Below are 12,144 nucleotides of genomic sequence, written 5' to 3'. Positions count from 1 at the left end.
TGAGGGTTCCGGGATGCGGGCGGCCGGGGACTGTGAGGGGCGCTTCGCATAAGGTCCCGATCATGCCCGACATATCGCTGACCATGATCGTCCTGCTCTGTCTGGCGGCCCTCGCCGCCGGCTGGATCGACGCCGTGGTCGGCGGCGGGGGCCTGTTGCTGCTGCCGGTGCTGCTGCTCGGCCTGCCGTCGCACACGCCCGCCGCGCACGCGCTGGGCACGAACAAGGCGGTCGCCATCGTCGGCACGACGGGCGCGGCGGTGACGTACGCCCGCAAGGCCCCGGTCGACGTGGGGACCGCCGTGCGCATCGGACTGGCGGCCCTGGCCGGCTCCTCGGGCGGGGCGTTCTTCGCCGCCGGGATGAGCACCGACGTCCTCAAGCCGGTGATCATGGTGGTGCTGCTCGGCGTCGCCGCGTTCGTGATCCTGCGGCCCGCCTTCGGCACGGCCCCCGCCACCGGCCCGGCCACCCGCCGCCAGATCCTCGCCGCGATCGGCCTGGCGGGCCTCGGCATCGGCTTCTACGACGGCCTCATCGGCCCCGGCACCGGCACGTTCCTGGTCCTCGCCCTCACCGCCGTCCTCCACCTCGACCTGGTCACCGCCTCCGCCACGGCCAAGATCGTCAACTGCTGCACCAACGCCGGCGCCCTGGCCACCTTCGCCTGGCAGGGGGCGGTCCTGTGGCAGCTGGCCGCCCTGATGGCGGTCTTCAACCTCGCGGGCGGCACCCTCGGCGCCCGCACGGCCCTGAAGAAGGGCAGCGGCTTCGTCCGGGTCGTGCTGCTGACGGTGGTGTTCGCGCTGGTGGCGAACCTCGCGTACGAGCAGTGGCTCGCCTAGCCACGCCTGCGCAGGTCCAGCAGCTCGATCATCCCCGTCCCGTCCTCGTTCCCGTGCCCCTGCGCCACCCGCCTGCGCATCAGCTCCAGGTACGGCGTCAGCAGCTCGGGGCTGACACGCTGTTCCTCGGCCGTGCGCAGGAACGTGGGGACGCCCGCCGCCTGCATCGCCAGGCTGGACACGACGCCCTTGGTGTAGTCGCCGCTGTGCAACTGCTCGGCGGTCTGGTGGACGGCCGGGGCCATCGCGGTCAGCCAGTCGGCGAGCAGGGGCGCGAAGTCGTTCGGGGCGATGTCCTCCGGGCGGACCAGGGCGAAGGCGTGCAGCATGCCGGCGAACATGCCGTTCATGGCGCTCAGCAGCGCCACGTCGTGCAGGGCGGCGAATCCCGGGTCGGTCCCGACCCAGCGGGTGCCGGCCGGGACGGCCAGGGTGTCGCGGTGCTCGTCGAACAGGGCGCGCGAACCGCTGTAGAAGACGTAGCCGCCGGACTCCGGCACCCCGATCATCGGCGGTACGGCCATGATCCCGCCGTCCACGAACCGCGCGCCGCGCGCCTCGGCCCAGGCGGCGCGCGCACGGCCCTCGCCCGGGGTGCCGGTGGTCAGGTTCACCAGGTCCCGCCCGGTGAGGTCGGCCCCGTCGAGGGCCTCGCCCACCGAGGCGTCGTCCAGCAGGCAGGCGATCACCAGCCGGCCGGCGGCGACGGCCGCGGCGGCGCTCGGGGCGACGACCGCGCCCTCGGCGGCGAGGGCCTCGGCCCGGGCGGGGGTGCGGTTCCAGACGGTCACCGGATGCCCGGCGGCGAGCCAGGCCCGGGCCAGGGCGGTGCCCATGGCGCCGGCGCCGAGAAGGGTGACGGGGGTACGGGAGGCAACGGTGCTGTCGGTCATGGCGTTTAGGCTCGTCGCGGGGAACCGCCTGCTCAAGTACGCACTTGGAAGTGGGTGGTTACCCGGTGGGAAGGATCCAGGCAGCGGCACCGGGAGGAGCGCGGGTATGGGCACGACGGGACGGCGGCCGGGGGCGTACGTGTGCGGGATCGACGCCGCGATGGACGTGATCGGCGGCAAGTGGAAGGTGCTCGTGCTGTGGGCGCTGCACGAGCGGCCGTGCCGCTTCGGCGAGCTGCGCCGGGAGCTGCCGGGCATCACCGAGAAGGTGCTCGCCTCGCATCTGCGCGAGATGGAGGCCGACGGGCTGGTGCACCGCGAGGCGTACGACGAGGTGCCGCCGCGCGTGGAGTACTCCCTCACGCCCCGGGGCCTGTCCCTGAACGAGGCGCTGGAACCGCTCGGTGCGTGGGGCAAGGCCCATGTCCTGGGCGGGTCACCGGCTCCCGGTCAGGTGCGCGAAGACGACGACGTTCCCCTGGTAGCCGGTGGCGCGTGAGTAGCCGCCCCCGCAGGTGATGACCCGCAGCTCGGGGCGGCGGGCGGCGCCGTAGACCCGCGCGTCGGGGAAGTCCTTCGCGGCGTACGCCTCGACGGCGTCCACGGTGAACACCGCGACACTGCCGTCGCGCCGGTCCACCTCGATCGTGCTGCCCTTCTTCAGGGCGCCGAGGCCGTAGAAGACGGCGGGGCCGTCGGCGTTGTCGACGTGGCCCGCGACGATCGCCGTGCCCCGCTCGCCCGGGGTGGTGCCGGCCTCGTACCAGCCGGCGAGGTTCTCGTGCGCGGCCGGTGGTACGTCGAGGCTGCCGCTCTCGGTCAGCCCGAGCCCGGTCAGCGGCGCGTCCACCCGGATCGCCGGGATGCGGATGCGGTCGGGCGGCGAGGGCGGCAGCGCCGGCGCGGCGGGCCGCCCGGACTCGCCGGCCCGGCCGTCCAGACCGCCCTGGCCCGCCCGACCGTCCTGTCCGGCACGGGCCTGCGCGGCGGACGGCTGCGGCGGGGCGTGCGTCCCGGCGCCGTCGCGCAGCAGCCACACCCCGGAGCACAGGGCGAACACCGTCACGGCCGCCATGGCAGCGTTCGCCGGGTTGCCCACCGGGCCGCCGGACCTGCGGAACCTGCGCATACCCACCCTTTCCTGATCTCCCGCCCCGTGCCCCCCTCCGGGCCGCGAGGGGCGTCGGACCCGGAGGGGGAGGGGACCTGCGGTACCGGCGACGGACAGCGGAGGGTGTCCGTCACATCCCGTCGCCTCTCGCCCGGCGATGCAGGAGCCAGGTACCGCCCGCGGCGGCGGCGGCGAGGGCCGCCACACCGGCCGCGGTCTGCACGGGATCGGGGCCCAGGGCGCCGCCGACCCCCGTCTTCACACTCCCCCGGGGATACACCTGCTCGTGCCCGGCCGTCAGCGTGACCACCAGGTCGCCGGTGACCCGCCGGCCGCTCCCGGCGCACGTCGCGGTGATCTCGTACGTCCCGGGCTGCGCGCTCGGCGGCACCCTGAACCGCCCGCTCGCCGCCGTCTCGTTCCGGTCCGGCGCCAGCGTGAACGCGCCGGCCCCGACCGCGCTGGCGTCACCCGCCGCCGTGCCGGCCTGCCCGCAGGCGGAGGTGCGCACCGTGACGTGCGCGCCGGGTTCGACCGAGGCGGGGGAGACCCGGAGGTCACCGGCCGGGGCGCCGTGCGCGGGGGCCGCGGCGAGCGCGGCGGCGGCGACGGCGAGCGCGGTGGCGGTCAGCGGCCGGGCGGTACGTCGCATCGGTGCTCCTTCGAGCTGTTCGGTCGTGCACCTGCCCTTCCGAGGTAACGGCGGGCGCGGCCGGCGCGCTTTCTGAGAGCCCGTCAGAATTGGGGTGAACGGGTGTCGGGGAGACTGGCCCGACGGTCCGTCAGGAGAAGTTTCACGAGGTCACGGGCCGTGCGCCGACCGGGGGCGGAAATTCGCGGCCGGCGCGGGTGAACGGGTGACCCGCGGGCGCGGGGCCGTGCTTGACCTGAACCATGGTTGAGGTATGAGGCTGTTCCGTATGAAGACAACCGCTGACGCACCCACCGCCGAGCAGACCGACGCCCTCCGGGTGACCCTGGTCGTCGGCAGCAACCGCCACGGCCGCTTCGGCCCGGTCGTCGCCGACTGGCTCCTGGACCGGCTGCGGGGCCGCGACGACCTGGTCGCCGAGGTCGTCGACGTCGCCGACGCCGAGCTGCCGACGTCCCTCGAACCGACGCCCGAGGCGACCGCCGTGCTGTCCGGCATCACCCCGAAGCTGGCCCGCGCGGACGCCTTCGTCGTCCTCACCCCCGAGTACAACCACTCCTTCCCGGCCGGCCTGAAGAACCTCGTCGACTGGCACTACGGCGAGTGGCGGGCCAAGCCGGTCGCCCTCGTCTCCTACGGCGGGCTGGCCGGCGGCCTGCGGGCCGCGGAGCACCTCCGCCAGGTCTTCGCGGAACTGCACGCCGTGACGGTCCGCGACACCGTCTCCTTCCACAACGCCGGCGCGTCCTTCGACGACCGCGGCACCCTGCGCGACCCGTCCGGCCCGGACGCGGCGGCGAAGACCATGCTGGACCAACTGGTGTGGTGGGGCCGCGCCTTGAAGGAGGCCAGGGCGAAACGCCCGTACACACCCTGACCGGCCCCGGTCAGAAAGCCGGAGCACGGCAACAAGCCCCGTCAGGGGCGCGGGGAACGGCGCGAGCGCGCCCCGCCGGCCCGCAGCCGATGTCAGCCGGGCGCCGGCGCGGTTTCAGGGGCGCGGGGAACGGCGCGAGCAACCACCACCGGCCAGCACCCGGCCCACGATCCGCGCCCGATCAGGGGCGCGGGGAACGGCGCGAGCGCGAGCGCGCCCCGCCGGCCCGCAGCCGATGTCAGCCGGGCGCCGGCGCGGTTTCAGGGGCGCGGGGAACGGCGCGAGCAACTACCACCGGCCAGCACCCGGCCCACGATCCGCGCCCGATCAGGGGCGCGGGGAACTGCGCGAGCGCGCCCCACCGGCCCGCAGCCGATGTCAGCCCGGCGCCGGCGCGGTTTCAGGGGCGCGGGGAACGGCGCGAGCAACCACAACGGACCCGCACCCGGCCCACGATCCGCGCCCCCGGCCCTCACCCCGGGTCGGGCCGCCGCCCCCGCCACTCCCCACCCTCGACCCGCCGCCCGGCATCCCTCAGCCGCGCGGCCACCCCCTGCCCCGCGACATACACCCAAGCCCGCACAGCGGCCTCATCGGCCTCCCGGAGGACCTTCCGCTCCACCCGCACGTACAGGCTGCGCGGATCCCCCGGCACGTACTCCTCCAGCCGGTCCAACTCCGCGAGCAGCACCCCGTACGCCTCAGGCAGCGCCGTCACCAGCTCCCCGCGCACCACGCCACCGCCCGGCTCCTCCACCGCGTACGGATAGCCCGGCCCCTCGTACAGCACCGCGTCCGCGAGCACCCCGGGTTCCTCGGAGCGGACGCGGCCGCGCAGGAAGAGGTCGTGGTTGACCTCACCGGGACGCAGGGTGCCGTAGACGAAGAAGGGCAGGGTCACAGGACCGATTCTGCACCCCCGCACACCTCCACAGCCGGGCTGCGGACACGCCAGGTCGCGGCCATGGCCTGGCGCGCGGCCGGCGTCAGCCGGCCCGCTCCCGTCCGACCGTCTCCAGCCGCACCGCGCACGCCTTGAACTCCGGCATCCGCGAGGTCGGGTCGAGCGCGGGGTTGGTCAGCGTGTTGGCGCGGCCCTCGCCCGGCCAGTGGAACGGCATGAACACGGTGTCGGGCCGGATCGCGGTGGTGATCCTCGCGGGCGCCACGGCCCGGCCCCGCCGGGACACCACGGCCACCGGATCGCCCTCGGACGCCCCGAGCCGGGCCGCCAGCCGGGGGTGGATCTCCACGAACGGCCCGGGCGCGGCGGCGTTCAGCTCCGCCACGCGCCTGGTCTGCGCCCCGGACTGGTACTGGGCCACGACCCGCCCGGTGGTGAGCAGCACCGGGTACTCGTCGTCGGGCTCCTCGGCGATCGCCCGGTGCGAGACCGGCACGAACCGGGCGCGGCCGTCGGGCGTGGCGAAACGGTCGAGGAAGAGGCGGGGCGTGCCCGGGTGCGCGCCGGGTGTCCGCGCGGCGGGCGTCTCCCGGGCGGGGTCGTCGGGCAGCGGCGCGTCGAGCAGGGCGTCCTCGCCCTCCTCCACCGCCTGCTCCACCGCCTCCTCCACGGCCGGGCAGGGCCAGAACACCCCGTTCTCCTCCGCCAGCCTGCGGTAGGTGATCCCCGAGTAGTCCGCCGGGCCGCCCGCGCTCGCCCGGCGCAGTTCCTCGAAGACCTCCTCCGGATCCGTCGGGAAGCCCTTCTCCACACCCAGCCGGGCGGCGAGTTCGTGGAGGACCTCCAGGTCGCTGCGGACCCCGTCCGGCGGGCTGATCGCCCGGCGGCGCAGCAGGACCCTGCCTTCCAGGTTGGTCGTCGTGCCCGTCTCCTCCGCCCACTGCGTGACCGGCAGGACGACGTCCGCGAGCGCCGCCGTCTCCGACAGCACCACGTCGCACACCGCCAGGAAGTCCAGCGACCTGATGCGCTCCTCGATGTGCGCGGCACGCGGCGCCGACACCACCGGGTTGGACGCCATCAGCAGCAGCGACCTGATGTCCGTGCCCAGCGCGTCCAGCAGCTCGTACGCGCTGCGCCCCGGCCCGGGCAGGCTGTCCGGGCCGACGCCCCACACCTCGGCGACGTGCGCCCGCGCCGCCGGGTCGTCCAGCTTGCGGTAGCCCGGCAGCTGGTCGGCCTTCTGCCCGTGCTCGCGCCCGCCCTGCCCGTTGCCCTGCCCGGTCAGGCAGCCGTAGCCCGACAGCGGGCGGCCCGCCCGGCCGGTCGCCAGGCACAGGTTGATCCAGGCGCCGACGGTGTCGGTGCCCTTGGACTGCTGCTCGGGACCGCGCGCCGTGAGGACCATCGCCGACTCCGGCTCACAGAACAGCCGCACGGTCTCCCGGAGTTCGGGAACGGACACCCCCGTGATCCGCTCCACGTACTCCGGCCAGTGCGCCATCGCGGCGGCCCGGGCGTCCTCCCAGCCGGACGTGCGCTCGCCGACGTACTCCTCGTCCACCCGCCCCTCGGCGATCACCAGGTGCAGCAGGCCCAGGGCGAGGGCCAGGTCCGTGCCCGGGCGCGGCGCGAGGTGCAGATCGGCCTGCTCGGCGGTCCTGGTGCGCCGCGGGTCGATGACGATCAGCGTGCCGCCGTTCTCCTTCAGCTCGGTGAAGAACCGCAGCGACGGCGGCATGGTCTCCGCCAGGTTGGAGCCGACGAGGATCACACAGCCCGACTTCGGGATGTCCTCCAGCGGGAACGGCAGCCCGCGGTCCAGCCCGAACGCCTTGATGCCGGCGGCGGCCGCCGACGACATGCAGAAGCGGCCGTTGTAGTCGATCTGGGAGGTGCCGAGCACGACCCGGGCGAACTTGCCGAGCGTGTACGCCTTCTCGTTCGTCAGGCCGCCCCCGCCGAACACCCCGACCGCGTCCGGCCCGTGCGCCTCACGCGTCCGGCGCAGCTCCCCGGCGATCCGGTCCAGGGCCTCGTCCCAGGAGGCGGGCACCAGCGCGCCGCCCTCGTCGCGCACCAGCGGCGAGGTCAGGCGGACGTTCCTGGCGAGCACCGCGGGAGCGGTGCGGCCCTTGCCGCACAGCGCGCCCCGGTTCACCGGGAAGTCCGCGCGCTCACTCACCTCGACGGTCCCGTCCGGTGTGGGCGTCAGGTTCATCCCGCACTGCAGGGCGCAGTACGGGCAGTGCGTGGGCGTGGCGGTGTTCTGCATGCCGTCCAGCGTGCTTCGGCCGTGTTACGCCCGGGACGGCTCCCTGTTACACGGCCGGGACGGGGACCTCCCCGCCGCCGCCCGGCCCCCGTGAGGCACCGGTTACCGGGCTCGGCCCAGCGCCCGCTCCACTCCCGGCTCCCGCGGCCCGAGGAACCGCGGGTCGGGCCGGAACACCGCGTCCAGGGCCGCCTTGCCGGCGGCGAGGATCTCCCGCGCGCCCCCGTAGTACCAGGTGGCGTCGTGCACGGCGTCTACCCCGACCCCGTACGACTCGACCCCCGCCGCCCGGCACAGCGCCACCGCCCGCCGGATGTGGAAGCCCTGGCTGATCAGCACCGCCTCGTCCACCCCGAAGATCTTCTTCGCCCGCACGCAGGAGTCCCACGTGTCGAACCCCGCGTAGTCACTGACGATCCGCCCGTCGGGCACCCCGTGCCGGGTCAGGTAACCGCGCATGGCGTCCGGCTCGTCGTAGTCCTCGCGGCTGTTGTCCCCGGTGACCAGCACCACCTCGACCCGCCCCCGCCGGTACAGCTCCGCCGCCGCGTCCAGCCGGTGCGCGAGATACGGCGAGGGCTCCCCGTCCCACAGTCCGGCCCCGAACACCACGGCCACGTCGGTGCGCGGCACCTCGGCCGCCGTCCGCAGCCGGTCCTCCGCGACGGTGTACATCCAGGCCGACGGGGACAGCGCGAGCACACACCCGGCCATCACGGCCTGCACCAGCCGCCGCTGCCCCCGGCGGGTACGCGGCCACCGCGGTCTGCGCGACGTCGTACGACGCATGGAACGTCCCTCCCCAGGTCGGCCCTCGACAGTCAGGGACGCCCCGCCGGACCGCCCGGTTCATGCCGCGGCGCGTGAGCAGCTTCACTCCCTCGATGGAAACCGCAGGTCACGACCGCTCACACACCCCCTGCCCCGGACCGTGAACCGCTGGTAAACACCCGTGACGCCCCCGCAACGGGGAGGCAACGTGGCGCCGCGACCATCGACGCATGCCCAGTCAGCTCAGCCTCGTCCCGCCGCCCGCCACGCGCCGCCCGGCCCCGCCCGCCCTCGTCGTCGTGGCCCACGGCAGCCGCGACCCGCGCGCGCTGAGCACCGTCCGCGCGCTCCTGGACCGCGTCCGCGCGCTGCGCCCCGACGTGCCGGTGCACCTGGGCCACGTCGAGCTCAACGCGCCGCTGCTCCCCGGCACCCTCGCCGCCCTGGCAGACACCGAGGCCGTCCTGGTCCCCCTCCTGCTCAGCCGCGGCTACCACGTCAAGCGGGACATCCCCGAGATGGCGGCCGCCTCCCCGGCCCGCACCCGGGTGGCCGCCCCCCTGGGCCCGCACCCGCTGCTGGTCGACGCCCTCCAGGACCGCCTCACGGAGGCCGGCTGGGGCGCGACCCCCCGCCGCGACAGCGCCGTCGTCCTCGCCGCCGCGGGCTCCCGCGACCCCGACGCGAGGACGGACACCGCCCGCACCGCCCACCTGCTGGCGGCCCGCCTCGGCGTCCCGGTCCTCCCCGCCTACGCCTCGGCGGCGACCCCGACGGTCCAGCAGGCCGTGCGCACCCTCCTCGCCAGGGGCCGCCACCACATCGCCCTGGCGTCCTACTTCACGGCCCCCGGCCGCTTCGCCACGGAGTGCGCCCAGGCGGCGCCGTGGATCGCGGCGGCCCCCCTCGGCACGCACCCGTCGACGGCCCACCTCGTCCTGCACCGCTACGACGAGGCCCTGCGGACGTCGCCCTCGCTGCCGCTGCCGGCCTCGGCCTGACGCCCCAGGGGCGCGGGGACTGCGCGACAAGCCACGACGGTCCCGCACCCGCCGGACAACCGCACCCGGCAGACGCTCAGGCACGCCGCACACCCCTACCCGTACTGTCGACCCATGCCAGGCACCACGACGAACCCCACGGCCTACGACCCGACGTCAGCCGAACGCTGGGCCCCCGAACCCGACAAGCGCCCCGGCCGCACCGCCTTCCAGCGCGACCGCGCCCGGGTCCTGCACAGCGCCGCCCTGCGCAGGCTCGCCGGCAAGACCCAGGTGGTCACGCCCGGCACCCTCGGCCCCGCCTGGGACGCCAGCCCCCGCACCCGCCTCACCCACTCCCTGGAGTGCGCCCAGGTCGGCCGCGAGCTGGGCGCCGCCCTCGGCTGCGACCCCGACCTCGTCGAAGCCGCCTGCCTCTCGCACGACCTCGGCCACCCGCCCTTCGGCCACAACGGCGAACAGGCCCTCAACGAGTTCGCGGCCGACTGCGGCGGCTTCGAGGGCAACGCCCAGTCCCTCCGGCTCCTCACCCGCATCGAGCCCAAACGGTTCACCCCCGAGGGTTCCGTCGGCCTCAACCTCACCCGCGCCGCCCTCGACGCCGCCACCAAGTACCCCTGGCCCCGCGGCGCCCACCCCACCGACCCGGCCTCGCCCAAGTTCGGCGTCTACGACGACGACCGCCCCGTCTTCGACTGGGTCCGCAAGGACGCCCCCGGCACCCGCACCTGCTTCGAGGCGCAGGTCATGGACTGGTCCGACGACGTGGCCTACTCGGTGCACGACGTGGAGGACGGCCTGCACGCCGGGCACATCGACCCCAACTGCCTGCACGCCGAACCCGAACGGCAGGACGTCTTCCGGGTCGCCGTCGGCCGCTACGTGCCGCCCGGCACCGACCCCGCCGAACTCGCCGAGGCCCTCGACCGGCTCCTCGCCCAGGAGTGGTGGCCGCACGGCTACGACGGCACCGCCGTGGCCCAGGCCCGTCTGAAGGACGCCACCAGCCAGCTCATCGGCCGCTTCTGCCTGGCCGCCGAGACCGCCACCCGCGCCGCCTGGGGGACCGGCCGGCTCACCCGGTACACCGCCGAACTGGTCGTCCCGCGCGAGGCCCGCATGGAGTGCGCCGTCCTGAAGGCCGTCGCCGACCTCTACGTCATGCAGCGCGCCGAACAGGAGCGGCTCCGCGCCGACCAGCGGATCGTCGTCGCCGAACTGGCCGAGGCGCTCACCGCCCGCGCCCCCGACGGCCTGGACCCGCAGTTCCGCGCGCTGTTCGACCAGGCGCCGGACGACCGCGCCCGCAAGCGGGTGATCGTCGACCAGATCGCCTCCCTCACCGACACCTCCGCCCGGTCGCTCCACGCCCGTCTGACGGGGCACGCGTGAGACTGACGGGAGACCAGGGATTCCAGCACGCCCGAATGTGACCCTCCGTGGCCTGATCGGGTCACTCCCTCTTCCCGCATCACGCTCCGTGCGGGACGCTCGCAAGTGGCGACACCCGGACGAGGAGGCATCACGTGGTCGACGCGGATCAGACATTCGTCATCGTCGGAGGCGGCCTGGCCGGCGCCAAGGCGGCCGAGACGCTCCGCGCGGAGGGCTTCACCGGCCGGGTGATACTGATCTGCGACGAACGCGACCACCCCTACGAGCGTCCGCCCCTGTCCAAGGGTTACCTCCTCGGCAAGGAGGAACGCGACAGCGTCTTCGTGCACGAGCCGTCCTGGTACGCGGCGAACGACATCGAGCTGCACCTCGGCCAGACGGTCGACGCGATCGACCGCTCGGCGAAGACGGTCCGCTTCGGCGACGACGGAACCGCCGTCCGCTACGACAAGCTGCTCCTGGCCACCGGCGCCGAGCCCCGCCGCCTCGACATCCCGGGCACGGACCTGGCCGGTGTCCACCACCTGCGCCGCCTCGCCCACGCCGAGCGGCTCAAGCACGTCCTGACCAACCTCGGCCGCGACAACGGCCACCTCGTGATCGCCGGCGCCGGCTGGATCGGCCTGGAGGTGGCGGCGGCGGCCCGCGAGTACGGCGCGGAGGTCACCGTGGTCCACCGCGGGCCCACCCCGCTGCACTCCGTCCTCGGCCCCGAGCTGGGTCAGCTCTTCACCGAGCTGCACCGCGAGCACGGCGTCCGCTTCCACTTCGGCGCCCGGCTCACCGAGATCACCGGCCAGGACGGCATGGTCCTCGCCGCCCGCACCGACGACGGCGAGGAGCACCCGGCGCACGACGTGCTGGCCGCGATCGGCGCGGCCCCCCGCACCCACCTCGCCGAGGCCGCCGGCCTGGAGATCGCCGACCCGGCGCACGGCGGCGGCATCGTCGTCGACGAGCGGCTGCGCACCTCCGACCCGGACATCCACGCGGCCGGCGACGTCGTCTCCTTCCCGCACCGCCTGTTCGACACCCGGCTGCGGGTCGAGCACTGGGCCAACGCCCTCAACGGCGGCCCGGCGGCGGCGCGCGCCATGCTGGGCCGGGACGTGACGTACGACCGGGTGCCCTACTTCTTCTCCGACCAGTACGACCTGGGCATGGAGTACTCGGGCTGGGCACCGCCGGGCAGCTACGACCAGGTGGTCGTCCGGGGCGACGCGGGCAAGCGCGAGTTCATCGCCTTCTGGGTGAAGGAGGGCCGGGTGCTGGCCGGGATGAACGTGAACGTGTGGAACGTCACGGACAAGATCCAGCGTCTGATCCGCGGCAAGGCCCGGGTGAACACGGAGAACCTCGCGGACCCGCACATTCCGCTCGAAAACCTCGCACCCTGAGTGTCAGTCCACCCCCGTAGACT

12 protein-coding genes are annotated in these 12,144 nt (G+C 74.7%); 6 read left to right on the top strand and 6 right to left on the bottom strand.

The features are described from left to right. Positions 1–62 precede the first annotated feature (62 nt). Positions 63–845: a sulfite exporter TauE/SafE family protein gene (locus ABTZ58_RS10870; RefSeq protein ID WP_351353421.1), complete on the top strand. Its 783-nt coding sequence runs from the start codon at positions 63–65 to the stop codon at positions 843–845. Here ABTZ58_RS10870 and ABTZ58_RS10865 read toward each other — a convergent pair. Further along, a complete protein-coding gene (locus tag ABTZ58_RS10865; protein ID WP_351353418.1) occupies positions 842–1,738 on the bottom strand; it encodes an NAD(P)-dependent oxidoreductase in 897 nt (298 codons plus the stop codon). The two genes, ABTZ58_RS10870 and ABTZ58_RS10865, sit on opposite strands and share 4 nt — an antisense overlap. A 106-nt stretch (positions 1,739–1,844) precedes the next feature. On the opposite strand from ABTZ58_RS10865, the gene ABTZ58_RS10860 reads away from it, so the two are divergent. Continuing rightward, entirely contained in the window at positions 1,845–2,237 is a 393-nt protein-coding gene (locus ABTZ58_RS10860) for a winged helix-turn-helix transcriptional regulator (protein WP_351353415.1), read from the top strand. Here ABTZ58_RS10860 and ABTZ58_RS10855 read toward each other — a convergent pair. Both ABTZ58_RS10855 and ABTZ58_RS10850 read right to left on the bottom strand, forming a co-directional pair. Beyond that, positions 2,175–2,867 (bottom strand): class F sortase, encoded by a 693-nt coding sequence (locus tag ABTZ58_RS10855; RefSeq protein ID WP_351353412.1) that lies wholly within the window; start codon positions 2,865–2,867, stop codon positions 2,175–2,177. The two genes, ABTZ58_RS10860 and ABTZ58_RS10855, sit on opposite strands and share 63 nt — an antisense overlap. A 112-nt stretch (positions 2,868–2,979) precedes the next feature. Beyond that, the gene (locus ABTZ58_RS10850; RefSeq protein ID WP_351353409.1) at positions 2,980–3,501 is read right to left on the bottom strand and encodes a GVDTG sorting domain-containing protein; all 522 of its coding nucleotides are present in this window, start codon (positions 3,499–3,501) and stop codon (positions 2,980–2,982) included. Between the two features lie 268 nt (positions 3,502–3,769). Here ABTZ58_RS10850 and ABTZ58_RS10845 point away from each other — a divergent pair, with 268 nt between their 5' ends. Continuing rightward, positions 3,770–4,378, top strand: a complete 609-nt coding sequence (locus ABTZ58_RS10845; RefSeq protein WP_351353406.1) for an NADPH-dependent FMN reductase — start codon at positions 3,770–3,772, stop codon at positions 4,376–4,378. Between the two features lie 472 nt (positions 4,379–4,850). Here the strand turns inward: ABTZ58_RS10845 and ABTZ58_RS10840 are convergent, their stop codons facing one another. The 3 genes from ABTZ58_RS10840 to ABTZ58_RS10830 all read right to left on the bottom strand — a co-directional run bounded on the left by ABTZ58_RS10840 (position 4,851) and on the right by ABTZ58_RS10830 (position 8,346). Then, a complete protein-coding gene (locus ABTZ58_RS10840) occupies positions 4,851–5,279 on the bottom strand; it encodes a gamma-glutamylcyclotransferase family protein (protein WP_351353403.1) in 429 nt (142 codons plus the stop codon). A gap of 85 nt (positions 5,280–5,364) precedes the next feature. Further along, on the bottom strand, positions 5,365–7,557 hold the full coding sequence (locus tag ABTZ58_RS10835) for a molybdopterin oxidoreductase family protein (protein WP_351353400.1): 2,193 nt from the start codon (positions 7,555–7,557) through the stop codon (positions 5,365–5,367). 102 nt (positions 7,558–7,659) lie between these two features. Further along, complete coding sequence (locus tag ABTZ58_RS10830) at positions 7,660–8,346, bottom strand: SanA/YdcF family protein (protein ID WP_351353397.1); 687 nt, start codon at positions 8,344–8,346, stop codon at positions 7,660–7,662. A 212-nt stretch (positions 8,347–8,558) separates the two neighbouring features. Here ABTZ58_RS10830 and ABTZ58_RS10825 point away from each other — a divergent pair, with 212 nt between their 5' ends. The 3 genes from ABTZ58_RS10825 (at position 8,559) to ABTZ58_RS10815 (ending at position 12,121) form a co-directional block, all read left to right on the top strand. Continuing rightward, the gene (locus ABTZ58_RS10825) at positions 8,559–9,329 is read left to right on the top strand and encodes a sirohydrochlorin chelatase (protein WP_351353394.1); all 771 of its coding nucleotides are present in this window, start codon (positions 8,559–8,561) and stop codon (positions 9,327–9,329) included. A 114-nt stretch (positions 9,330–9,443) separates the two neighbouring features. Beyond that, positions 9,444–10,721: a deoxyguanosinetriphosphate triphosphohydrolase gene (locus tag ABTZ58_RS10820; RefSeq protein WP_351353392.1), complete on the top strand. Its 1,278-nt coding sequence runs from the start codon at positions 9,444–9,446 to the stop codon at positions 10,719–10,721. 134 nt (positions 10,722–10,855) lie between these two features. After that, complete coding sequence (locus ABTZ58_RS10815; protein WP_351353389.1) at positions 10,856–12,121, top strand: NAD(P)/FAD-dependent oxidoreductase; 1,266 nt, start codon at positions 10,856–10,858, stop codon at positions 12,119–12,121. The last annotated feature ends 23 nt before the right edge of the window (positions 12,122–12,144 follow it).

This window comes from Streptomyces sp. NPDC094143, from assembly GCF_040303825.1.
Classification (GTDB): Bacteria; Actinomycetota; Actinomycetes; order Streptomycetales; family Streptomycetaceae; genus Streptomyces.
Note: the sequence above shows the minus strand (reverse complement) of the source record. Positions and strands in the feature narration are given on the sequence as shown.

Bases quoted from the DNA above. Each gene is read 5' to 3' on its own strand.
- ABTZ58_RS10870 (WP_351353421.1), top strand. From the start codon at position 63: ATGCCCGACATATCGCTGACCATGATCGTCCTGCTCTGTCTGGCGGCC.
- ABTZ58_RS10865 (WP_351353418.1), bottom strand. From the start codon at position 1,738: ATGACCGACAGCACCGTTGCCTCCCGTACCCCCGTCACCCTTCTCGGC.
- ABTZ58_RS10860 (WP_351353415.1), top strand. From the start codon at position 1,845: ATGGGCACGACGGGACGGCGGCCGGGGGCGTACGTGTGCGGGATCGAC.
- ABTZ58_RS10855 (WP_351353412.1), bottom strand. From the start codon at position 2,867: ATGCGCAGGTTCCGCAGGTCCGGCGGCCCGGTGGGCAACCCGGCGAAC.
- ABTZ58_RS10850 (WP_351353409.1), bottom strand. From the start codon at position 3,501: ATGCGACGTACCGCCCGGCCGCTGACCGCCACCGCGCTCGCCGTCGCC.
- ABTZ58_RS10845 (WP_351353406.1), top strand. From the start codon at position 3,770: ATGAAGACAACCGCTGACGCACCCACCGCCGAGCAGACCGACGCCCTC.
- ABTZ58_RS10835 (WP_351353400.1), bottom strand. From the start codon at position 7,557: ATGCAGAACACCGCCACGCCCACGCACTGCCCGTACTGCGCCCTGCAG.
- ABTZ58_RS10830 (WP_351353397.1), bottom strand. From the start codon at position 8,346: ATGCGTCGTACGACGTCGCGCAGACCGCGGTGGCCGCGTACCCGCCGG.
- ABTZ58_RS10825 (WP_351353394.1), top strand. From the start codon at position 8,559: ATGCCCAGTCAGCTCAGCCTCGTCCCGCCGCCCGCCACGCGCCGCCCG.
- ABTZ58_RS10820 (WP_351353392.1), top strand. From the start codon at position 9,444: ATGCCAGGCACCACGACGAACCCCACGGCCTACGACCCGACGTCAGCC.